This window comes from Streptomyces sp. NPDC037083 (assembly GCF_055606485.1).
The window spans coordinates 253,502-277,057 of the sequence record NZ_JBVJSQ010000016.1 but is presented as its reverse complement, the minus strand read 5'-3'; the positions used below and the strand labels follow the sequence as shown (position 1 = coordinate 277,057).

Annotated in this window: 14 protein-coding genes; 5 read left to right on the top strand and 9 right to left on the bottom strand. The window is 73.5% G+C overall.

Translation table 11 applies throughout. From position 1 onward, the window contains the following. Positions 1 to 808 (bottom strand): maltotransferase domain-containing protein (locus ACZ7DE_RS35240; RefSeq protein ID WP_470768446.1); only part of this gene is annotated, 808 nt, incomplete at its 3' end. Between the two features lie 189 nt (positions 809 to 997). Further along, entirely contained in the window at positions 998 to 2,203 is a 1,206-nt protein-coding gene (locus tag ACZ7DE_RS35235) for a S8 family peptidase (RefSeq protein ID WP_470768444.1), read from the bottom strand. Positions 2,204 to 2,526: 323 nt separating this feature from the next. Between ACZ7DE_RS35235 and ACZ7DE_RS35230 the strand changes: the two genes are divergently transcribed. The 5 genes from ACZ7DE_RS35230 to ACZ7DE_RS35210 all read left to right on the top strand — a co-directional run bounded on the left by ACZ7DE_RS35230 (position 2,527) and on the right by ACZ7DE_RS35210 (position 11,045). Then, complete coding sequence (locus ACZ7DE_RS35230) at positions 2,527 to 5,151, top strand: glycosyltransferase family 1 protein (RefSeq protein WP_470768442.1); 2,625 nt, start codon at positions 2,527 to 2,529, stop codon at positions 5,149 to 5,151. Between the two features lie 205 nt (positions 5,152 to 5,356). Continuing rightward, a complete protein-coding gene (locus tag ACZ7DE_RS35225; protein WP_470768440.1) occupies positions 5,357 to 6,772 on the top strand; it encodes a hypothetical protein in 1,416 nt (471 codons plus the stop codon). Positions 6,773 to 6,987: 215 nt separating this feature from the next. After that, on the top strand, positions 6,988 to 8,286 hold the full coding sequence (locus ACZ7DE_RS35220) for an AAA family ATPase (protein ID WP_470768438.1): 1,299 nt from the start codon (positions 6,988 to 6,990) through the stop codon (positions 8,284 to 8,286). Continuing rightward, positions 8,283 to 9,728, top strand: a complete 1,446-nt coding sequence (locus ACZ7DE_RS35215; RefSeq protein WP_470768436.1) for a vWA domain-containing protein — start codon at positions 8,283 to 8,285, stop codon at positions 9,726 to 9,728. The genes ACZ7DE_RS35220 and ACZ7DE_RS35215 overlap by 4 nt, the downstream gene beginning before the upstream one ends. A 120-nt stretch (positions 9,729 to 9,848) precedes the next feature. Further along, positions 9,849 to 11,045: a hypothetical protein gene (locus ACZ7DE_RS35210; RefSeq protein ID WP_470768434.1), complete on the top strand. Its 1,197-nt coding sequence runs from the start codon at positions 9,849 to 9,851 to the stop codon at positions 11,043 to 11,045. A gap of 57 nt (positions 11,046 to 11,102) precedes the next feature. Here ACZ7DE_RS35210 and ACZ7DE_RS35205 read toward each other — a convergent pair whose 3' ends face one another. From ACZ7DE_RS35205 to ACZ7DE_RS35175, 7 genes are all read right to left on the bottom strand, one after another. Beyond that, positions 11,103 to 11,621: a DUF1990 domain-containing protein gene (locus ACZ7DE_RS35205; protein WP_470768432.1), complete on the bottom strand. Its 519-nt coding sequence runs from the start codon at positions 11,619 to 11,621 to the stop codon at positions 11,103 to 11,105. 72 nt (positions 11,622 to 11,693) lie between these two features. After that, the gene (locus ACZ7DE_RS35200) at positions 11,694 to 13,358 is read right to left on the bottom strand and encodes a M4 family metallopeptidase (protein ID WP_470768430.1); all 1,665 of its coding nucleotides are present in this window, start codon (positions 13,356 to 13,358) and stop codon (positions 11,694 to 11,696) included. 317 nt (positions 13,359 to 13,675) lie between these two features. Then, a complete protein-coding gene (locus tag ACZ7DE_RS35195; protein WP_470768428.1) occupies positions 13,676 to 15,730 on the bottom strand; it encodes a M4 family metallopeptidase in 2,055 nt (684 codons plus the stop codon). A gap of 390 nt (positions 15,731 to 16,120) precedes the next feature. Then, positions 16,121 to 17,929 (bottom strand): ABC transporter ATP-binding protein, encoded by a 1,809-nt coding sequence (locus ACZ7DE_RS35190; protein ID WP_470768426.1) that lies wholly within the window; start codon positions 17,927 to 17,929, stop codon positions 16,121 to 16,123. Further along, a complete protein-coding gene (locus tag ACZ7DE_RS35185) occupies positions 17,926 to 19,797 on the bottom strand; it encodes an ABC transporter transmembrane domain-containing protein (RefSeq protein WP_470768424.1) in 1,872 nt (623 codons plus the stop codon). The genes ACZ7DE_RS35190 and ACZ7DE_RS35185 overlap by 4 nt, the downstream gene beginning before the upstream one ends. Before the next feature lie 28 nt (positions 19,798 to 19,825). Beyond that, a complete protein-coding gene (locus ACZ7DE_RS35180) occupies positions 19,826 to 21,682 on the bottom strand; it encodes an ABC transporter ATP-binding protein (protein ID WP_470768422.1) in 1,857 nt (618 codons plus the stop codon). Next, a complete protein-coding gene (locus tag ACZ7DE_RS35175) occupies positions 21,679 to 23,457 on the bottom strand; it encodes an ABC transporter ATP-binding protein (protein ID WP_470768420.1) in 1,779 nt (592 codons plus the stop codon). The genes ACZ7DE_RS35180 and ACZ7DE_RS35175 overlap by 4 nt, the downstream gene beginning before the upstream one ends. Between the last annotated feature and the right edge of the window lie 99 nt (positions 23,458 to 23,556).

Here is a 23,556-nt window from a genome sequence, read left to right as displayed (position 1 = left end):
GGGGGAAGAACTCGTACCAGGCCCCGTAAAGAGCCCTTTCCCGCTCCACCAGCAGGGGCAGCGGCTCCGAGGCGGTGACCAGGTCCCGCAGCGGATGCCGGTCGAGGACGTCCTCCACCTCCGGCGTCAGCGCGGCGGCCAGCCGGGAGACGGCCGGACGGGTCTCGTCGCGCAGGGCCTCGACCGTGGTCAGCACCACGGTGCGGGCCGGCCCCTCGGGCGCTCCGGCGGCCGCCCGTTCGAACAGGCGTGCGCCTTCTTCGAGGACCGCCTCGGTGTCCATGCCGGCGGGGATCTTGATCCGGGCGTGATGCCGCCAGGTGGCGACCGGATCGCCCCACGCCTCCACGGTGTACGTCCAGCGGCCCGTGGCGTCCGGCGTGACCTCCGCGCCCCAGCGGTCGGTGCCGGGGGCGAGTTCACGCATCGGGGTCCACGGCCCGGGCTTGCCGTCCGGATCCCGCAGGACCACGTTGGCCGCGACGGCGTCGTGCCCCTCGCGGAACACGGTCGCGGAGATCTCGAACGTCTCGCCGACGACCGCCTTGGCGGGCCGGCGTCCCTGCTGGACCAGGGGGCGGACGTCGAGGACGGGTATGCGCCCGACGGCCGTGGCGTGCCCGGCGCGGCCGCCCGGCGTCTCCTCGACGGTCCGGGTCGGGTCGGCGCTCTCGGCGCTCTTGGGCTTCTTGCCGGTCTTGCTGCTCTTGCTGCTCTTGCCGGTCTTTCCCTGCTTGCCGCTGACGGCGTTCCTGCCGTTCTCGGTACGGGGCGTCGGGGGTGATGACGGGTGGTGCCTGGCTGGCATGACCGCTCCTGTCCGCATCAACGGGGGTAGGCGGATGGATGTGGGGAGGTGGGTCCTGCGAGTGAGTACCGGAGGAGCCTTCCACCCTATTCGGGTGAGCAATCCGGCGCTTTGTTAACTACTCGGGTGCATGTCTTCACACAACACCGGCTCCGCCCGGGACGAACGGAGCCGGTTTTCGGACGTCCGTCACGTGAACGGTGGGACTTGCAGGAGCTTGTCCGGCGATCCGGGCCCGCGGCCGGACACCTTGCCGTTCGCCGCCCCCGCGACCAGCGCCTTCGCGACCTGCGCGGGCGTGGCCCGGGGATGGTCGGCGAGATACAGCGCGGCCGCGCCCGCCGCGTGCGGCGCCGCCGTCGACGTACCGGAGAGCGTCGCCCGGCCGGTGTCGCTCGCACGGGAGGCGGACGTGATCGACACTCCCGGCGCGAACAGGTCCAGGGCCGAACCGTAGTCGGAGAAGCCCGCCCTGGCGTCACCGCGGTCGGTGGCGCCGACCGTGACGGCCTCCCGCACGGCGGCCGGGGAGTGCAGGGCGGCGGGCCGTCCCCCGTTGCCCGCGGCGACGGTGTAGGTGACGCCGGACCGGATCGAGGCGCGCACGGCCGCGTCCAGCGCCGCGTTGTAGCCGCCGCCCAGGCTGAGATTGGCGACCGCCGGCCGGTGCGCGTGCCGGGTGACCCAGTCGATGCCCGCGACGGCCTGCGCCGTGGTTCCCGCGCCGGCGTCGTCGAGCACCCGCACGGCGACCACCTTGGCCTTCGGCGCCACGCCCAGGTGCGTGCCCGCCGCGATGCCGGCGATGTGCGTGCCGTGCCCGTTGCCGTCGGCGGCGACCCGGTCACCGCCGACGAAGTCCCATCCGTAGCTCGCCCGGCCGCCGAAGTCGTCGTGCGTGACCCGGACGCCGGTGTCGATCACGTACACCGTGACGCCGGCGCCCGCGGACCCCGGCGCCTCGTAGCCGGCGTCCAGCGGGCGGCTCGGCTGGTCGACCCGGTCCAGGCCCCAGGGCGGCGGAGTCCCGCCGACGGCGTCCAGCGTCACCCGGGTGTCCTGGACGACCGAGGCCACCCGCGGGTCCGCCGCCAGCCGCCGGGCCTGTCTCTCGTCGGCGCGCACCGCGAACCCGTTGAGGACCGTGCCGTAGACGTGGCTGATTCCCGCCCCGTACGCGCCGGCGAGGCGACGTCCGGTCGCCGACGACGCCGGGGTCCCCCGCTTCAGCGTCACGAGATAGCTTCCGCCGACGGAGCCGGGCAGACCGGCGCCGAGGACCTTCCCCTCCGGTACGGCGTGCGCGGGCAGGGTGACGGCCGACAGCACGACGGTCGTCGCGACCGCGGTCAGGCCCCCCGCCCGGCGCCGACGCCGTGGTCGCGTCCGTGCCATGGTTCGAGTTCCCCTCCTCGACTCGGCGCGCTCCGGCCCCGCCGGGCGCGCCACTGCGCAGCCTCTCGCGGTGCGCGAAGCGCCACAAGGTGGCCTCCGGGGGCGAAACAGGGTTTTCGGCCCGTTGTCGGGGGCACGCGGAAAGTCCTTCAGTCCGTCCGGCGCCTGAGGACGAGCCTCGGACGAGGCTCTTTCGGGGACGATGCCGGGGTCCGGGGGCGCGGCCCCCAGCGAGGCCGACGCCGACGCCGGTACCGTCTTCAAAGACGTGGACGCACACCGCCGTGCGTCCATCCAGCGAACGCGCCACGCCGAGGTGGAATGTGAAGGCGATCCGTCGATTCACCGTCCGACCCCTCCTCCCCGAACCTCTCCTGCCACTCAGCGACCTCGCCCGCAATCTGCGCTGGTCGTGGCACGCGGAGACCCGTGACCTCTTCCAGTCCGTCGACCCCGAGCGCTGGGCGCTCTCGGACGGCGACCCGGTGAGACTGCTCGGCGGCGTGCGCCCGGCACGCCTCGCCGAACTCGCCGAGGACCGCAGGTTCCTTCGCCGGCTCGCCGCCGCGGCCGACGACCTGCACGACTACATGACCGGTGCCCGCTGGTACCAGGCGCAGCCCGCCTCCGCCGGGCTGCCCGCCGCCGTGGCCTACTTCTCGCCCGAGTTCGGCGTCACCGCCGCGCTGCCCCAGTACTCGGGCGGCCTCGGCATCCTCGCCGGCGACCATCTGAAGGCGGCCAGCGACCTGGGCGTGCCGCTGGTCGGCGTAGGGCTGCTCTACCGGCACGGCTACTTCCGCCAGTCGCTCTCCCGGGACGGCTGGCAGCAGGAGCACTACCCCGTCCTCGACCCCAACGAGCTGCCGGTGACCCTCCTGAGGGAGGACGACGGCACCCCCGCGCAGATCTCCCTCGCCCTCCCGGCCGGCAAACAGCTGCACGCCCGTGTCTGGCTGGCCCAGGTCGGCCGGGTGCCGCTGCTCATGCTCGACTCGGACGTCGAGGAGAACGACCTCGGCGAGCGCGGGGTGACCGACCGCCTCTACGGCGGCGGCAGCGAACACCGGCTGCTCCAGGAGATGCTCCTCGGCATAGGAGGTGTCCGGGCGGTACGCACGTACTGCCGGCTGACCGGGCACCCGCAACCCGAGGTCTTCCACACCAACGAGGGCCACGCGGGCTTCCTGGGCCTGGAGCGGATCGCCGAACTCGCCGACGAGGGGCTGGACTTCGACGCCGCGCTCGAAGCGGTCCGGGCCGGAACCGTCTTCACCACCCACACCCCCGTCCCGGCCGGCATCGACCGCTTCGACCGTGAGCTGGTCGCCCGCCACTTCGGTCCCGACGCCGAACTCCCGCGCATGGACGTCGACCGCATCCTGCGCCTCGGCATGGAGACGTACCCCGGCGGCGAGCCGAACCTCTTCAACATGGCCGTGATGGGCCTGCGCCTGGCGCAGCGCGCGAACGGCGTGTCGCTGCTGCACGGACATGTCAGCCGCGAGATGTTCTCGGGTCTGTGGCCCGGCTTCGACCCCGACGAAGTGCCGATCACGTCCGTCACCAACGGCGTGCACGCCCCCACCTGGGTGGCGCCGGAGGTGCTGCGCCTCGGCGCCCGCCAGATCGGCGCCGAGCGCACCGAGGACGCGTTGAGCGTCGGCGGATCCGACCGCTGGGACGCCGTCGCCGACATCCCCGACCAGGACATCTGGGAGCTGCGCCGCGATCTGCGCGAGCAGCTGGTGGTGGAGGTCCGCGAGCGCCTGCGGGCGTCGTGGCGCCAACGCGGTGCGGGAACGGCCGAGTTGGGCTGGATCGACGGCGTCCTCGACCCGGACGTCCTCACCATCGGCTTCGCCCGCCGCGTCCCGTCGTACAAGCGTCTGACGCTGATGCTGCGGGACCGGGACCGGCTGATGGACCTGCTCCTGCATGCGGAGCGCCCGATCCAGATCGTCGTCGCGGGCAAGGCGCACCCGGCGGACGACGGCGGCAAGCGCCTGGTCCAGGAGCTGGTCCGGTTCGCCGACGATCCGCGCGTGCGCCACCGCGTCGTCTTCCTCCCCGACTACGGCATGGCGATGGCGCAGAAGCTGTACCCCGGCTGCGACATCTGGCTGAACAACCCGCTGCGCCCGCTGGAGGCCTGCGGCACCTCCGGCATGAAGGCGGCGCTCAACGGCTGTCTGAACCTCTCCGTCCTGGACGGCTGGTGGGACGAGTGGTTCCAGCCCGACTTCGGCTGGGCGATCCCCACCGCGGACGGCGCCGGAACCGACCCCGACCACCGCGACGACGTCGAGGCGGCCGCCCTCTACGACCTCCTGGAACAGCGCATCGCCCCCCGCTTCTACGAACGCGGCCAGGCGGGCCTGCCCGACCGCTGGATCGAGATGGTCCGTCAGACGCTCAGCCTGCTCGGCCCGAAGGTGCTGGCGGGACGCATGGTCCGCGAGTACGTGGAACGGCTCTACACGCCGGCCGCCCACGCCCACCGGACGATGGCCCCCGACACGGCGCGTGAGCTCGCCCGCTGGAAGCAGCGGGTGCGCTCGTCCTGGCACGCCGTGCGGGTGGACCACGTCGAGACGTCGGTGGCGACGACCACCGCCGAACTCGGCACGACCCTCGCGCTGAGGGTGCGCGTCGGCCTCGGCGAACTCGCCCCCGACGACGTCGAGGTACAGGCCGTCTCGGGCCGCGTCGACGAGGAGGACCGCATCACGGACGCGACGGCGGTCCCGCTCAAGCCGACGGGCGGCCCGGACCTGGAAGGCCGCTGGGTCTACGAGGGCCCGCTCGCCCTGGATCGCACGGGCCCCTTCGGGTACACCGTCCGCATCCTCCCGGCCCACCGGCTGCTGGCCTCCGGCGCGGAACTGGGGCTGGTGGAGGTGCCGTCCGAGGAGGCGGTCGAGGGCGCGGGCGTGGTGCTGCGCTAGCGAGGACCCCGGAAGGGGGCGCCGGATCGGGTGACTCGGCGCCCCTGCCCGGGCGTTCCCCGCAGCGGGGATCGTCACCTCAAGCGCCCGAGGACGGTCGCGCGTAATTCGCTGGGCGCACCGACGCGCCCGAGGCTATGCTCCCCGCGATGACCACACCTTCTGTTGACAGATCGGGGGACCCGTCCGCGCAAGGTGAGTGCTGATGGCCACTCACACCGCGAACGAGGATTCCCGGCTTTCCCTCTGGCTGCGCGTGCGCGAGTTCGCCGTGCCGGCCTCCGTGATCGAGACTGCGACCGCCCGCCGCCGTGCCGGGGACTGGGCGGGGGCGTGTGCCGCCGCAGGAATCGACGTCGACTTCGGTCTGCGGGTCTGGGCGCGCAGCCACGGCCGCGAGCTCACCGCCCAAGTCCGCTCGGACCTTCGCCACTTGGCTCCCGACCTGCTGCGCTGGCACCTGCCGAGGATCGCCCCCGACGGGCTGCTGCGGCCGGGACTGACCATCGCCCTGGCCCGGTACGAACGCGCGGGGCGCGACGGCGTGCGTCCGGTCCATCTCGTGCTGCGGACCCCGCCGGCCTGGGCCGACGCCGGACAGCGTGTCAGCCTCGCGCTGTGGGACGCGTCCGAGCCGACGGCGGCCGACCGCCGGCATCCCCATCCGCGCCCCGACCGACGGTTCCGCCTCGACCTGCACCGTCACCTGTGGGACGCGCGCAGGGCCGGTGAGCTGGGGATCAGGTGTGGCGCCGAGCTGCCGCGCCCCGGCCCCGCAGAGGACCCGTCCGGGCAGATCCCGTCCGGGCAGATCCCGTCCGGGCAGTTCCCGTCCGATCCGGGGGACGAGCTGCGCGCCCTCGGCTACGCGGTGGACCGGTGGGCGGCCGAGGCGCGGATCGTGCTGCGGGCCGAGGGGCGCGCCTCCGGTTCGGTCCTCGTCCGGTTGGCGGCCGGGCGACGGCTGCTCCTGGACGTGACCGGGGACGACGCGGGGGCGCTCCTCCTGCGTGCTGCGAAGGGCCGGGTCCCGTCACTGCCGGTGCTGCCCCACGCGGCGACCTGGGCGCCGCCCGACCTGGAGCTGCTCCGCTCCGGCGCGATCGGGGCCGAGCGGTTGCACCCGCTGGTCGCCTCGGCGCTCGTCCCGGAGTACGTCCCGTCCCCGCCTGCACGGGATCCGGACCGGGCGGGACGCGCCCGGCTCGTGGAGTGCCGGGGAGCGACGCACCGGATCGGCCTGGTCGACGGGGTGCTGGCCCCGCTGGACCACGACCCGGCCGAGATCCGGCGCGAGGAACTGCTGGCCGCCCTGACCGGCGTCCCGGTGCCCTGCCTCCAGGCGATCGACCGGGCGCACCGGCGTCCCGACTGCCTCGTCGGCGTGCGTGAACGCCTGGCCCACGGCGACGTCCGGGGCGCGCTGGCCGTCGTGGAGGAACTGCTCGGCCCCGACGCGGTGTTGCGTGACGGCGCGTTGCGGGACGAGCTGGAGGCGGCCGCGCGCCGCCGGGTCGTCTACGGACTGTTCAGGGCCGGCCTCGTCGGTCCCGGACCCGGCCAGGACCGCCGCCGCCCTCCGCGCATGCGCTCGCACCCGAGGCACGGCGCACGGCGCTGACCGCGACTTCGCGGCCACGGTCCCTCTCCCGCGAATCCCCGCACGGCTCGCGCCCGAACGCTCTCCCTGACTCCCATCCTGTCTCCCACCCTGTCTCCCTCCCGGGCCTCCCTCCCGGGCCTCCCTCCCGGGCCTCCCTCCCGGGCCTCCCTCCCGGGCTCTCCCGGACTTCCCCCAGCCGTCTTCGGGCGGCGGACCCAGAAAGGTGATCACTCATGCCCGCAGACACCGCCCTCGCACCTGCCGCCCCCGTCACGCCCGCAACCCCGGTGACGGCACCGGGCCCTTCGCCCACCCCCCAACTCGACGTGGCCGGAGAGCTGTTGGCCCTGCTCCGTGACGTCACCACCGAGCCGCGTCCGGACAGCCAGCTGGAGGCACTGACCCTGGCCGTGGCCGCCGACCTGCCCGTGCTGCTGTGGGGTGAGCCCGGAATCGGCAAGACAGCGGCGCTGACCCAGCTCGCCGCCTCCCTCGACCTTCCGCTGACCACGGTCATCGCCAGCGTGCACGAGCCGTCCGACTTCTCGGGCCTGCCCGTCGTCGGGGACGATCCCGCCGAGCAGGGCGTACCGATGGCCCCGCCGGACTGGGCGGTGCGGCTGGTGCGGGCGGGCCGGGGCCTGCTGTTCCTCGACGAGTTGTCCACCGCGCCGCCGGCCGTGCAGGCCGCGCTGCTCCGCCTGGTGCTGGAGCGACGGATCGGGGCGCTGACGCTGCCGCCCGGCGTGCGGATCGTGGCCGCCGCCAACCCGCGGTCCTCGGCGGCCGACGGCTGGGAGCTGAGCCCGCCGCTGGCCAACCGGTTCGTGCATCTGCAGTGGACCCACGAACACGAGGTCGTCGTACGCGGCCTGGGCGGGACCTGGCCCCGGGCGACGCTGCCCCGGCTTGACCCGGCGAAGCTGCCGGAGGCCGTGGAGTTCGCGCGGCGGGCGGTGTGCGGGCTGCTCGCCGCCCGGCCCAAGCTCGTGCATCAGCTGCCCAGCAGCGAGGCACGCCGGGGCGGAGCCTGGCCCTCCCCCCGGAGCTGGGAGACGACCCTGACCCTGATCGCTTTCGCTACGGCGGCCGGCTCGGCCCGCGACGTGCTGTCCCTGCTGGTCAGGGGCGCCGTCGGCGATGGCCCTGGGCTCGAGCTGCTGGCGAGCCTGGACCGGATGGACCTGCCCGACCCCGAGACGCTGCTGGCCGACCCGGCGGGCGCCGAACTGCCCGACCGGGGCGATCTGCGCCAGGCCGTCCTCGACGGCGTGGTGGCGGCGGTCCGCGCCCGCCCCGAGAGGGCCCGCTGGGACGCCGCATGGGCGCTCCTCGTGCGGGCGTTGGAGACCGGCGCTCCGGATCTGGTGGTGGTCCCCGCGACGACGCTCGCCGCACTGCGCCGGGAGGACTGGGACGTGCCGGAGACCATCGAGAGGCTCGCCGGAGTGGTGACCCTCTCCCGCCGGGCCGACCACGCGGCCGACCGTGCGAAGACCCGGACCGCGGCCGCCGCGAAGGCGGGCCGATGAGCACGGAGCAGCCCGGGGCCGCGGACCCGGCCGAGCCCGGAACCCCAGGCCCCCGGAGAACCTCCGACGGCCCGAGCAACCCCGCTGCCCCGAGAACCCCCGGCCATCCGAGAACCCCCGGCCATCCGAGAACCCCCGGCACCCCGAGAACCCCCGGCACCCCGAGAACCCCCGACGGCCCGAGAACCCCCGATGCCGCGCGGGGCCTCGGTCCCGGTGGGCCGAGGCCCCTGGACGTCGAGAAGCTCTTCGCCGCGCGGCTGCAGGCCGCCCGCGCCCGGCCCTACCTCGCGACGGCGCTGTTCGCCCTGCACCCCGTGGAGTCGCGGCGGGTGCCGACGATGGCCGTGGACCGGCACTGGCGGTGCTACGTCTCACCGGCGTTCGTGGACCGCATGCCCGTGGAGGATCTGGCCGGGGTATGGGTGCACGAGGTGTCGCACCTGCTGCGCGACCATCACGGGCGCAGTGACCGGGTCGCCCGGGAGCGCGGGCTGACCGGCCCCGGCGAACGGCTGCGGATGAACATCGCCGCGGACTGCGAGATCAACGACGACGCCTACGGTGACGGGTTGGCCCAGCCCGAGGACCTCGTCACGCCGCGGGCCCTGGGCCTGCCGGAGGGCGAGCTGATGGAGGAATACCTGGGCCGGTTCCGCCTCGGCCCGCACACGCAGAACCTCGCCTGGCTGGACTGCGGCAGCGGCGCCGACGGACGGGAACGGGAGTGGGATCTGGGCCCGGACGGCGCCCACGGCCTCAGCGAGCAGGAACGGGACGCGGTTCGCTTCCGTGTCGCGCAGGGCATCTCCGGCCGTCGGGGGAGCGCCCCCGCGGGGTGGAAGCGCTGGGCCGAGGAGGCGTTCCACCCGCCGCAGCCGTGGCGGGAGTTGCTGGGCGCGGCGATCCGATCGGCGGCGTCCGGTCCCGGCGTGGGCGAGGACTACTCCTACGGCCGCCCGTCGCGCCGCTCGGCGGGCGTCCCGGGCGCGGTCCTGCCGAGCCTGCGCCGCAGACCGCCCCGGGTGAGCGTGGTCGTCGACACGTCGGGGTCGGTCAGCGACGCCGAACTGGGCAGCGCCCTCCTCGAGGTGGCCGCGATCTCCCGGGCCGTGGGCGGCCGACGCGACATGGTCACCGTGGTGCCCTGCGACGCGGCGGCACACATCGCGCACCCCCTGTGCCGCGGTGAGGGCATCCCTCTCCTGGGCGGCGGGGGCACGGACCTGCGCGCGGGCTTCACCCGGGCCCTGCGCTCCCACCCCCGCCCCGACGTCGTCGTCGCCCTCACCGACGGCCAGACCCCCTGGCCGAGCACCCGTCCGCCGTGCCGCACGGTGGTGGGCCTCTTCCCCCGAAGCCCGACCGCCTACGACGAGGACGATCCCGCCTACATCCCGCAATCCCCGCCCGCCTGGGCCCGGGTGGTGGAGATCGGGTGATCGGGGGCCCGGGGGACGGGCCGTCCCCGGTCGGTCGGGCGCCATGGTCCCGGTCGCGTCCGATTCGGGCTGACATAGGCTGCCGCACGGCAATCGACTCGCAGAGAGGCCGGGGGGCGCGTGTCCGACAGATCGTCCGAAGAGCACAGGTCCGGTGCGGCGAAGGGGGACGGCGGGGGTGGGGCGTCTCCCGAGTCCGGCAGCTCCATATCCGATGCGGAGTGGGCGAAGTTCGTCCAGGACAGCGAAGCAGCCATACGCGCTTCCGCACCCAAGGAGCCGTCCGCGCGGGCCCGTATGGTGACCGAGCGGCTGCGGCAGCAGGAGGCGCGCGGTGAGCTGCCCCAGGGGTGGCGGACCGGTCCGGCCCGGCAGGGGATGCAGGAAAGGGCTGCTCGCAAGCGGCGGCTGTGGGCGGTGCTCGGTGTGCCCGTCGTGATCGCGCTGGCCGTCGTCGCGATGCGGCCGTCGTTGTTGCCCGGCGATCCGTTCGGTACCGGCGAGCCGGAGGCCGCGGCCTCCGCGTCACCGCTCCCCCCGGAGACCGCGGCCCCGACCGGCGCGCCCGAGGCGGTGGATCCCCGAACCCCCACGATCGAGCGGCCGTTCGCCGGGTCCCCCGCACTGCGATGGGCCGACGGCGCGGCCGGCGTCGTCCTGCCGGCGGCCGCTCCGGTCGGGTCGCTGTCCAAGGCCGAGGTGGAGCACGCGCTGCAGCAGGCCAGGCAGCTCCTGATCGACGCCAACCTCGACCCGGCGACCCTGCGGGGCGAACGCCCGGAGGCGGCGCTCTCGTCGATCGAGCCACGGCAGAAGGACCTGCTGAGCCTGTTGAACACCGCCCTGAGCAAGCCGGACGAGAAGCACGACCCGCTGTCGATGTTCAGCCGGTTCGATCCCGGCGAGCTGCGCCTTGCCGGCGATGTGGTCAAGACGCGGGGCCGGATGACGTTCAAGGCCGGTGAGCACGCCTCCGTCGTCGTGCACGCCGACTACACCTTCGTCTACCCGCTGGTGCGCGTCGGCGAGGACGTGCCGACCGAGGTCGCCCGCACCATCGTCCGCCGTGTGCTCGACCTCGAGGTCTCCGATCCGGACAAGTACGTCGTCACGCCGGGGAAGCTGACCGTCCTGCGGTACGACCGTGACATCGGCAACTCCGCCTGCGACGTCCACGACGGCTTTCTGCACCCGCGGTTCTCGACGGCCGAGCCCACGGGCGCGCCGCCGACCGGGCCGACCTCGGACCCGTACGACCGCAGTCGGGACCTCGCCGAGAACCGGGACGAAGGCTGCGGCGTGGTGTCCCGTACCTGATCTCGAGGCGGACGGGCGGGCGGCGGCGGTGCGTGTCGGCCGGGGCCGCCCGCCTCGCTACGAGTCCCCGCCGCCGCACAGCCCCCGCAACACCACCCCGCACCGCCGCGCGTACGCCTGCTGCAGGCCGCGGGTCGCCGGGCCGCCCGCTCTCGCGTACCACTTCGCGGCCCGGCTGAAGGCGGTCACCGTCAGCCACACCGTGCCGTCTCCCGTGCGGTCGACGACGAAGGACTCCTCGCCGCTTTCCGGGTGGCCCGGGAGCGTGCCGTAGGCCCAGCCCGCCCGCCTCGGTTCGTCGAGCGTCCAGACCACACGGCAGGGGGCCTTGATGACGCCGGCCAGGGTGACCGTGACGTCGGCGTCGGGGGCCGCCCGCTCCGCGGAGGCGTCGATGCCGACCCCCAGCGCGCGGTGCATCTCCCACGTCATGACCGCGTCGGCGGCACGGCGGAAGACGTCGTGGCCCTCGCCGAGGCGGGTGCGGACGTGAAGGGGGTGGAAGCCCGGAGGGCAGAAGCCGGGACGGTCGCGGGTCGCGCCGACCTCGTCGTACGTGAAGTCCTTCGAAGACATGGGAGCCAAGAGTAGGGCGGCACCCGGGGATGCCTTCCTCCCGGGTGCCGCCCTCACTCGTCCACCGCAGCGTCAGCTGACGTTGACGGCCGTCCAGGCGGCCGCGACCGCCTTGTACTCGGTGCTGGTGGAGCCGTACAGGGCCGAGGCCGCCGACAGGGTGCCGGTGCGGGCCGCCTTGTAGTTGGTCGTCGACGTGAAGTACGTCGTCAGCGCCTTGTACCAGATCTGCAGCGCCTTGGCGCGGCCGATGCCGGTGACCGCGGCGCCGTTGTAGGTCGGCGAGTTGTAGGTGACGCCGTTGATCGTCTTCGAACCGCTGCCCTCCGACAGGAGGTAGAAGAAGTGGTTCGCGACGCCGGACGAGTAGTGCACGTCCTTGCTGCCGACGCTGGAGGACCAGTAGTCCGACGAGCCGCCGTCCTTGCTGGGCTTGTCCATGTAGCGCAGCGGGCTGCCGTCGCCGTTGATGTCGATCTCCTCGCCGATGAGGTAGTCACCGACGTCGTTGGAGTTGGCCGCGTAGAACTCCACGCCCGTGCCGAAGATGTCCGAGGTGGCCTCGTTGAGGCCGCCGGACTCGCCGCTGTAGTTCAGGCCCGCCGTGTTCGAGGTGACGCCGTGGCTCATCTCGTGGCCGGCCACGTCCAGCGACGTCAGCGGGTGGGTGTTGCCGTCGCCGTCGCCGTAGGTCATGCAGAAGCAGCTGTCGTCCCAGAACGCGTTGACGTACGCGTTGCCGTAGTGGACGCGGGAGTAGGCGGCGACGCCGTTGTTCTTGATGCCGCTGCGGCCGAACGTGGACTTGTAGAAGTCCCAGGTGGTCTGCGCGCCGTAGGCGGCGTCGACGGCGGCGGTCTGGTCCGTGGTGGAGCTGGAGGCCGCGCCGGTGCCCCACACGTCGTCCGCGTCGGTGAACAGGGTGCCCGCGGAGGAGGACGTGCCGTGCGACTTGTTGTACGTCTTGTGGCCGCCGCGCGTGCCGTCCGTCAGGTTGTAGGTCGTGCCCGACTTGGTGGTGCCGAGGGTGACCGTGCCCGAGTAGAGGCTCTTGCCGGTGCCGGTCTCGATGCCCTGGTACTCGTAGAGCTTCTTGCCGGTGGCCGCGTCGGTGATGACGTGCAGCTCGCTGGGGGTGCCGTCGTCCTGGAGGCCGCCGACGACCGTCTCGAAGGCGAGGACCGGGGTGCCGTTGGCGGCCCAGATCACCTTGCGGGGGGCCTGGTCGGCCGAGGTGGACTCGGAGCCCACGGCCTTGGCGGCGGTCAGCGCCTGCTTCTCCGCCTTGGCGGTGGTGACCTTCGGGGTCAGCGTGGCCACCTTGATGGTGGCCGCGTTGGCCTTGGTGACGCCCTTGGACGCACCGGACGCGGACTCGTGGACGACCAGGTCGCCGCCGAGGACCGGCAGACCCGCGTAGGTGCGCTCGTAGCGGGTGTGGACGGTGCCGTCGGCGTCTCTCACGACGTCCTTGACGACGAGCTTCTCCTTCGCACCGAGGCCTATCGCCTGGGCGGTCTCGGGCGCGTCGGCCTGCTGCTGCTTGATGAGCGTCGTGCGGGCGGCGGCCGACAGCTGGACCGGTGCGGCCGGCGAGACCGACTTGCCGCTGGACTCCACCGGGGTCTGGGCGGCAGCGGTACCGGTCGTCAGACCGGTGGTGACCAGGGCTCCGGCCGCGACGGCGGTGGCGATGGCCAGGGTGGTGCGCTTGTGACGCGCGTAGAGGGAGGTCACACAAGCTCCTTGGATGTGGGGGGTCCGGGCGGCGTGGGGCGGCCGACCGAGACGGGTGTGAAGTTGTGCGGCGGGTGAAGGAAGAGTGACATCAAGGCGCGTACATGTCAGGACCCTCAAGTGATGTTGGCCAAAAATCGACTGTCCGGTGAACATTGCTGGAATGTAAACGGAGTTGACCTCGGTAAAGGGCCAACCGGAGGCGGGCAAGAGACAGGCAAAAAGGAGACGCCGCCCCGGAGGAGTCGAACCTCCGGGGCGGCGTCCCGTGCGTCACCTGTCGGGCCGGCGTGGGCGGCCCCTGCGGGGCCCGCGTCCTACGGGAAGGTGAGCTTCCAGCTGTTGATGTAGCCGGTGTCGATGGCCGCGTTGTCCTGGACCCTCAACTGCCACACACCGTTGGCGACTTCGGAGGAGGCGTTCACCGTGTACGTGGTGTTGATGTTGTCCGTGCTCCCGCCGGTGCCATAGGCCTTCAGCGTGTACGCCGTCCCGTCCGGGGCGACGAGCTGCACCTGCAGGTCGCCGATGTAGGTGTGGACGATGTTGACCGCCACCGCGAGGTTCGACGGCGCGTTGCCCGTCCGGCCGGAGACCGTGATGGGCGAGGTGACCGCCGCCCCGTTGTCCGGAATCGACACGTCGGCGGTGTTCTCGAAGGAGGTGCCGCCACCGCCGCCACCGCCGTCGGAGCGGGCGCCGACCGCGACGCCGGCCCAGGCGTCCTGCACCGCCTTGTACTCGGCGGACGTCGTGCCGTACAGCTCACCGGTCGCCGCCAGCGTGCCGGTGCGGGCCGCCGCGTAGTTGGTGGTCGTGGTGAACTTCGTGGTCAGCGCGCGGAACCAGATCTTCTCCGCCTTGTCGCGGCCTATGCCGGTGACCGGAAGACCGTCCGCGGTGGCGGAGTTGTAGGTGACTCCGTTGATGGTCTTGGTGCCGCTGCCCTCCGACAGGAGGTAGAAGAAGTGGTTCGCCGGGCCCGACGAGTAGTGGACGTCCACCGACCCGATCCCCGAGTACCAGCTGTCCTTCGACGAGCCGTCCTTGCTCGGCTTGTCCATGTAGCGCAGCGGGCTGCCGTCGCCGTTGATGTCGATCTCCTCGCCGATGAGGTAGTCACCGACGTCCGAGGAGTTCTGGGCGTAGAACTCGACCGAGGTGCCGAAGATGTCCGAGGTCGCCTCGTTGAGGCCGCCGGACTCGCCCGAGTAGTTCAGTCCGGCCGTGTTCGAGGTGACGCCGTGCGTCATCTCGTGGCCGGCCACGTCGATGGCCGTCAGCGGGTGGGTGTTGCCCGAGCCGTCGCCGTACGTCATGCAGAAGCAGCTGTCCGACCAGAACGCGTTGACGTAGTTGTTGCCGTAGTGGACCCGTGAGTACGCGCCGACGCCGTCGCCCTTGATGCCGCTGCGGCCGTGCACGTTCTTGTAGTAGTCCCAGGTGAGTGCCGCGCCGTAGTGCGCGTCGGCGCCCGCGGTCTCCGCGTTGGACGCGGCGCCGTTGCCCCAGACGTCGTCCGGGCCCGAGAAGAGGGTGCCGGTGCCGGAGGTGCCCCGGTTGAGGTTGTACGTCTTGTGGTTGCCGCGCGCGCCGTCGGTGAGGTTGTACGTCGAGCCCGACTGGGTGGTGCCCAGGGTGACCTGCCCGCTGTACATCGTGTTGCCGGTGCCGGTCTCGATGCCCTGGTACTCGTAGAGCTTCTTGCCGGTCGTCGCGTCGGTGACGACGTGCAGCTCGTTCGGCGTGCCGTCCTCCTGGAGGCCGCCCACGACCGTCTCGTACGCCAGGACCGGCGTGCCGTTCGCCGCCCAGATCACCTTGCGCGGGGCGCGGTCGGTGGCCGCCTTCCCGGCGCCGGCGACGGCGGCGAGTCCCAGCGCCTGCTTCTCCGCCTTGGCCGCGCTGACCGCCGGGGTGAGCGAGGCGACCTTGATGGCGGCCCGGGTGGCCTTGGTGACGCCCTCGGTGGCGCCGGACTTCGCGGTCTCGACGACCAGGTCGCCGCCGAGCACCGGAAGGCCGGCGTAGGTGCGCTCGTAGCGCGTGTGCAGGGTGCCGTCGGCGTCCTTGACGACGTCACGGACGACGAGCGCCTCCTTGGCGCCCAGGCCCAGCTTCTTGGCGGTCGCGGCCTTGCCGGCGTCCGCCTCGCGGATCAGCGCGGCGCGCTGGGCGGGGGTGAGGCGCAGCGACTCGGCGCCCGGGTTGGCCTGGCTCGCCGCCCGCGGCGCCTTCTCCGGGGCGGCGGTCGCCGCGCCGGACTGCACGGCGGCGGCGATGAGCGCGGAGACGCCGACGAGGGCGACGGCCGCGGCGCGACGGGGGGTGGTGTGGGGGGTGCGTCTGCGAGAGGGACTGCTGCTCAACACTGACTCCTTCTGCGCGGCCACGGATCACGCGGCCAGGGGGAGACCCGACGGCGGGTGGGCCGTACGGGCACGACAAAGGCGGTACGCAGAACAAAGGCGGAACGTGGAGCGGGGTGTTGCTGTGGGGTTGCTGTGAAGTAGCAGAGGGAAGAGTGGCAGTGGATTGCGCTGTCTGTCAGGAGCGCGTCAGAAAGTTGGCCAGAAACGGTCCGTTGTCCGGGAGTTCATGTTCGATATGCGGACCATTGGTTTTCCGGGACGGATCTCCCTCCGAGGGTGAACTCCCCAGTGAAAAATGGCCTGTTGACCCGGTCGGCCGGATGGGGTGACGGAGGGTCGTGACAGGGAGCCGCCGCCGCGGCCCGGACGCGGGCACGGCGTGAGCCGGTGTCAGGACAGGGAAGGGCGGGATCCCTCCCGGCCGTCGGACGGCTCGCCGTGCCAGGTCCGCCACAGTGCCGCGTACGGGCCGCCGCCCCTCACCAGGGCCTCGTGCGTGCCCAGTTCGGTGATCCGGCCGTCCTCCATGACCGCGACCCGGTCCGCGTCGTGGGCGGTGTGCAGACGGTGGGCGATCGCGATGACCGTACGGCCCCGCAGGACGGCGGCCAGCGCCCGCTCCGTGTGCCGGGCGGTCGTGGGGTCCAGCAGGGCTGTCGCCTCGTCCAGGATCAGCGTGTGCGGGTCGGCCAGCACCACCCGCGCCAGGGCGAGTTGCTGGGCCTGCGAGCCGTCCGTGCGGCGGCCGTCCCCGCCCAGCTCGGCGTCGAGGCCGCCGGGCAGCTCCCGGACCCAGCCGGCCGCGCCCACCGTCGCCAGCGCGGACCACAACTCCTCGTCGTTCGCCGCCGGTTCGGCGATCAGCAGGTTGTCGCGGACCGTGCCCAGGAAGACATGATGCTCCTGGGTGACCAGGACGACCTGCCGGCGCAGCGTCTCGGGCGCCAGGTCGGCGACCGGCGCCCCGCCCACCGTCACCGTGCCCGTGCTCGGCGCGTCCACCCCCGCGAGCAGCCTGCTCAGCGTGGTCTTGCCCGCGCCCGACGGCCCGACGACCGCGAGCCGCTCTCCGGGCCGCACCGTCAGATCGACCCCGCGCAGCACCTCGCCGCCGCGCTCGTAGGCGTACCGCACGTCCTTCACGTCGATCCGGTCGTCCACCGGAGTGGGCGCCCCGCCGTCCGCCTCGGCGCGCGGCGCCCGCGCCAGGCCCTCCACGCGGGCGAACGAGGCGCCGCTGCTCTGCAGTTGCTCGACGCGCACCAGGATCTGGTCCAGCGGCTCGGTGAACTGGCGCAGATACAGCGCGGCCGCGACCACCGCGCCCAGGCTCATGGCGCCCCGCGCGTGCAGCGCCCCGCCCAGCACCAGGACGCCCGCCACCGGCAGCGAGTACGACACCTCCACCGCCGGGAAGAACACCGTGCGCAGGTAGAGGGTGTGGAAGCGGGCGCGGCGGGAGATCTCCAGGGCGTCCCGACTCGCCGCCGTCCGCCGCTGACGGAGCCGGAACGCCTCGACCGTCCGCGCGCCGGACGCCGTCGCCGCGACGATCTCGGCGACCTCGGAGTCCGCCGCGCCCTGGGCCAGGTAGCCGGCCCGCGCCCGTCGCAGGTACCAGCGCAGCGCGAACCAGATCGGGGTCAGCCCGAGCACCCCGACCGCACCGAGCAGCGGGTCGATCACGAAGACCGCGCCGAGCGTGAACAGCGCCTGGACCGTGCAGACCAGCAACTCGGGCCCGGCGTCCCGCAGGGTCGTGCCCACGGCCGCCACGTCGGCGGTGCCGCGCGTGGTCAGATCGCCCGTGCCGGCCCGCTCCACCGCCGACGCGGGCAGCGCCAGCGCCCGCCCGACGAACTCCTCCCGGACCCGCGCGAGGGTGCGTTCGCCGAAGCGGTGCCCCGCGTACCGGGCCCAGCGGGCCAGCAGCAACTGCGCCACCGCGCAGACCAGGATGGCCGCCGCGAGCCGGTCCACGGCGCCGACGCCGTGCCCGGCCCGCACCTCGTCGATGATCCGGCCCAGCAGCCACGGCCCGGCGAGACCGGCCCCGGCGGCGAGCACGTTCAGCGCCAGCGCGCCCGCGAAGGCCCGGCCGTCGGCCCGCACCAGCCGCACCGCCGCCCGGCGCACGTCGGCCCGCCCGGCGACCGGCAGCCGCCCCGAGTCCCCGCCGCTCGCCGTCGTCACCGTCATCGCAGCGCCCCCTCGGCATCGATGCCGTCCGGCTCGGCGGCACCGCCCGCCCCGTCCGGCCGCGCCCTCACGGTCCCGCGTTCGTCGCCCGTGCCGTCCGGCCGGTCCGCCACGGACCCGGGCGCCTCATCGGCGCCGGCATCGGCATCGGCATCGTCACCGCCGTCGCCGGTGTCGTCGCCGTCGCGTGCCACCAGAGCCCGGTAGCCCGGTTCACGTTCCAGCAGGTCGCGGTGGCGGCCGGTCGCCGCCACCTTGCCGTCGACCAGGTAGTGCACGGTCTCCGCCTGGTCGAGCAGCAGCGGGGACGTGGTGGTCACGACCGTGGTCCGCCCGGCCCGCGCCGCGCGCAGCCGTCGCGCGACCGCCGCCTCCGTGTGCGCGTCGAGCGCCGACGTCGGCTCGACGGCCAGCAGCACCTCGGGATCGGCCAGCAGCGCCCGTACCAGCCGCACCCGCTGGCGCTGGCCCCCGGACAGGCTGCGGCCCTGCGCGGTCACGGGCGAGTCGAGCCCCTCCGGCAGGCCCTGCACGACGTCGTCGGCGGCGGCCGCCCGCACCGCCCGCGCGATGTCCGCCGGGCGGGGCTCCCGCCGTCCGCCGACGACCTCGCGCAGGGTGCCGGCGAACAGGTCGGCCTCGTTGTCGGCGACCAGGATCCCCGCCCTGACCTGGTCCAACGGCATGGCGTCCAGCCGCACCCCGCCCCAGGTGACGTCCGTGGGGCCGTACCGGCCGAGCCGGTCCACGAGGGCGGTCACGTCGGCGTGCCGCGCGCCGGTCAGCGCGGTCAGCCGGCCCGGCGCCACCCGTACGCCCGAGGCGGGATCGTGCAGGACCGACGGCTCCGCGGGCGCGTCGGCGGTCCCGGTGTCCGGTGCGGGCTCCAGCCGCAGCAGCCGTACGACGCGCCGGGCGGCCACCACGCCCCGGCTGAGCTGGTAGCCCATGTCGACGAGGAACGCCACCGGGCCGACCAGGACCGCCACATAGCCGTACACCGACACCAGCTCGCCCACGGTCAGCTCCCCCCGGGCGGCGAGCCGGGCCGCCAGCCAGGTCACCACGGCGAGGAACAGGGTCGGCAGGCCCACCCCGAGCGCCTGCATCCAGCTGGTGACCGAGCCGACCCGGTAGCCCTGCGCCCGCAGCCGCTGCGAGTCGCGGCCGAAGGCGTCCGCGAACAGGCCCTTTCCGCCCAGCCCGTTGAGGACGCGCAGGCCGCCCGCCAGGTCGCCGATCCGCGCGGTGAGCACCCCCTGCCGCTCCCGGTACTCGGCCTCCGTGCCCTGCAGCCGCGCCATCAGCGGCCCCACCAGCACGGCGACCACCGGCATCCCCAGCAGCACGACCGCCGCCAGCATCGGTGACACGGACAGCAGCAGTCCCGCCACGAACACGTACACGACGATCGAGCCCACGCCGGGCCCGATCACCGTCAGCGAGTTCGCGATGGTGTGCACGTCGCCGACGCCGATGGTGACGACCTCCCCGCTCCCCACCCGGCGCGACAGCGTGGCGCCGAGCCGTGCCGCGTGCCCGACGACGACCTTGGTGGTGCGGAAGTAGGCGTCCATCCGCACCCGGGTCATCGTGCGGTGCCGCATGATGCTCACCCACGCGTTGAGCGCGCCCACGACGAGCAGGACCGTCGTCCAGCCGGCCAGCGCCGCCGTGTCGCCGGGCTCCAGCCCGTCGTCCACGGCCTTGGACAGCAGATACGGCGCCATCGCCATCAGCACCATCCAGACGCTGGCCAGCACCGCACCGGCCAGCGCACGCCACGGCTGGCAGCGCACCAGCCAGGCCAGGTAGGCCCAGCCGCCGCGACGGTCGGGCGTGCCGGGATCCTCGTACGCGTCGATCACAGGTTCCCCCCGAGGGTCGGTGAGACGGTCAGGCCAGGCTGTCCCGCCAGGCCCGGTGCAGGTCCGCGAACCGGCCGGTGTCCGCGACGAGGTCGGCCGGACTGCCGTCCTCGACGATCCGGCCGTGCTCCATGACGAGCACCCGGTCCGCGATCTCCACGGTCGACAGCCGGTGCGCGATCACCACGGCCGTACGGCCCTTCAGCACCGTCGCCATCGCCGCCTGCACGGCCCGCTCGCCCGGCACGTCGAGCGAACTGGTCGCCTCGTCGAGGATCAGCACCGCCGGATCGGCGAGCAACGCCCGTGCGAACGCGACCAGTTGGCGCTGCCCGGCGGAGATGCGTCCGCCTCGCTTGCGTACGTCGGTGTCGTAGCCGTCGGGCAGGGAGCTGATGAACTCGTGCGCGCCGATCGCCTTCGCCGCGCGCTCGATCTCCTCCCGGGACGCGTCCGGCCGCCCGATGGCGATGTTCTCGGCGACCGTGCCGGAGAACAGGAACGCCTCCTGCGTCACCATCACCACCCCGCGGCGCAGCTCGGCCCCCGGCAACGCGCGCAGGTCCACCCCGTCCAGCAGCACCCGGCCCGCGGAGGGGTCGTAGAAACGGGCGAGCAGCTTGGCCAGCGTGGACTTGCCCGCGCCGGTGGAGCCCACCACGGCGACCGTCTGCCCGGCGGGAAGGACGAGGTCGAAGCGGGGCAGGACCTCGCCGCCGGTGCGGTAGCCGAAGGCGACGCCGTCGAAGACGACCTCGCGGCCGGGCAGTTCGCCCTGTGTCGCGGGGAGTTCCCTCGGGACCGACGGCTCCGGCACGGACGGCGTCTGCGCGAGCAGTCCCGCGATCTTCTCCAGCGAGGCGGCGGCCGACTGGTAGGAGTTGAGGAACATGCCGAGCCGGTCTATCGGGTCGTACAGCCGCCGCAGGTACAGCACCGCCGCCGCCAGCACGCCCAGTGCCAGCGAGCCGTCCGCGACCCGCGTGGCGCCCCACAGCACGATCAGCGCGACCGCCGTGTTGGCGACCAGCCGCGACCCGACGACATAGCGCGCCATCTCCAGCAGGGCGTCGCCGTTGCGCCGCTCGTGCCGCCGGTTCAGGACCCCGAAACCGGCCTCGTTGACGGCCTCACGACGGAAGGCACGCACCGGCCGGATGCCGTTCATCGTCTCCACGAACTTCACGATCACGGCCGCGATCGCGGTGGACCGGGCCGTGAACACCCGGCCCGCGCGCCGCCGGTAGAGCCGGACCAGGAGGTACAGCGGCACGAAGGACGCGACCGCGACGGCGCCCAGGCCCAGGTCCAGCCAGAGCAGCATCGCGGAGATGAACAGGAAGGACAGCACGACCGACACGAGTTCCTGCAGACCCTCGTTGAGGAGCTCGCGCAGGGCCTCCACGTCGCTGGTGGAGCGGGAGATGAGCCGGCCCGAGGTGTAGCGCTCGTGGAAGTCGAGGCTCAGCGCCTGCGCGTGCCGGAAGATGCGGCCGCGCAGGTCCAGCAGCACGTCCTGGCTGACGCGGGCGGAAGTGATCAGGAACATGTACTGCAGCCCGCCGGAGGCCAGCGCGCACAGCAGGTAGCCGACGCCCACGGCGACCAGGGGTCCGTGGTCGCCGGCCCGCAGCGCCGGCACGGCGCGGTCGATGGCGTACGCCACCAGCAGCGGGCCCGCCTGCACGGCCGCCTGCTGGAGCAGCAGCAGGAGCGTGGTGAGCGCGACGCGTCCTCGCATGGGGGCCAGCAGGGAGCGCAGCAGGGCGCCGGTGGCTCCGGGCGGGGTGGGCAGGACGTCCTTGTCGAAGGGGTCCCCGGCGGCCTCGGGGCGCGGTCGTCCCGGTCGGTCGGTCGTGGGGGAGGAGGTCGTGGGGGCGGTCATCGGTCGTCCTCCTGGCGGCCGGTTCCTGACATGAGGTGGGCGTACTCGGGGTTGTCGCGCAGCAGTTGCTGGTGGGTGCCCACGGCGGTGATCCGGCCGCCGGACAGCAGGGCCACCCGGTCGGCGAGCAGCACGGTGGAGGGGCGGTGGGCCACGATCAGCGCGGTGGTGTCGGCGAGGACCTGCCGCAGCGCGGCCTCCACGGCGGCCTCGGTGTGCACGTCCAGCGCGGAGAGCGGGTCGTCGAGGACGAGGAACCGGGGCCGTCCGACCACGGCTCTGGCCAGCGCGAGCCGTTGCCGCTGGCCGCCGGAGAGACTGAGCCCCTGCTCGCCGACCTGGGTGTCGACGCCCTGCGGCAGCGCGTGCGCGAACGCGGCCTGCGCCACCTCCAGCGCCCGCTCCAGCTCGACGGCGCCCGCACGGTCGTCCGCGCCCATGAGGACGTTCTCGCCGACGCTCGCGGAGAACAGCGTGGGCTCCTCGAAGGCGACGGCGACCCGCGCGCGGAGTTCCTCGCGGGGCATGGCGGTGACGTCCTCGCCGTCGAGGGTGATCCGCCCCGCCGTCACCTCGTGCAGCCGGGGGACGAGGGCCGTCAGGGTGGTCTTGCCGCTGCCGGTCGCCCCGACCAGCGCCATGGACTCGCCGGTGCGGATGTGCAGGTCGACGCCGTCGAGGATGGGACGGGAGGCGGGGTCGGCGTCGGGGTAGCGGAAGACGACGCCGTGGAACCGCAGCCCGTCGTCGGCCGTCGGGTCCGCCCGCACGACGGTGTCCTGCTCGGGTTCCTCGTCCATCACCTCGAAGTACCGTTCGGTCGCCGTCGCCGCCTCCTGGCTCATCGCCAGCAGGAACCCGATCGAGTCCACGGGCCAGCGCAGCGCGAGCGCCGTGGACAGGAAGGCGACCAGGGTGCCCGCGGACAGTTCGCCGTCCGCCACCTGCACCGCGCCCAGGACCAGGGCGGCCCCGATCGCCAGTTCGGGCAGCGTCACGATGACGGCCCAGATCGTGGCCAGCAGCCGTGCCTTGCTCAGTTCGGTGCCGCGCAGGGTCGACGACAGCTCCCGGAAGGCCCGTGCCTGGGTGCGGTGCCGGCCGAAGCCCTTGATGATCCTGATCCCGAGGACGCTCTCCTCGACCACCGTCGTCAGGTCGCCGACCTGGTCCTGCGCGCGCCGCGCCACGACCGCGTACCGGTTCTCGAAGTACACGCACATCAGGACGACGGGTACGGCCGGCCCGAGGATGACCAGCCCGAGCGTCCAGTCCTGCAGCAGCATGATGGCCACGCCGACGACGATCGTCACCGAGTTGACCAGCAGGAACGTCAGGGGAAAGGCGAGGAACATCCGGACCAGTCCCAGATCGGCCGTCGCCCGGGACAGCAGTTGCCCCGACGCCCACCGGTCGTGGAAAGCCACCGGCAGCCGCTGCAGCCGCCCGTACAGCTCCGCCCGCATCTCCGCCTCGACGTGCGCCAGCGGACGCGCCACGAGCCAGCGCCGCAGACCGAACAGGATCGCCTCCGCGAACCCGAGCAGCAGCAGACAGAGCGCGCCCAGCCAGACGCCGGCCGTGTCCCGGCCGGCCACCGGGCCGTCGACCATCCACTTCAGCACGAGCGGGATCACCAGTCCCGTACAGGAGGCGAGCACGGCGACGAAGGCGGCCGTGAACAGCCGCAGTCGCACGGGACGGACGTACGGCCACAGGCGCAGCAGGGAGCGTACGGCGGAGCGGTCGGGGGTGGTTGCACGTGTCTCGGCCATCACCGCGAGCCTACGGACCGGCACTGACGACGCCCACCGAGTTTTGGCCCGACCGGGCTCGGCCGCTGGTCCTACGACCTGTGCGTTCGAGGGGTCGTA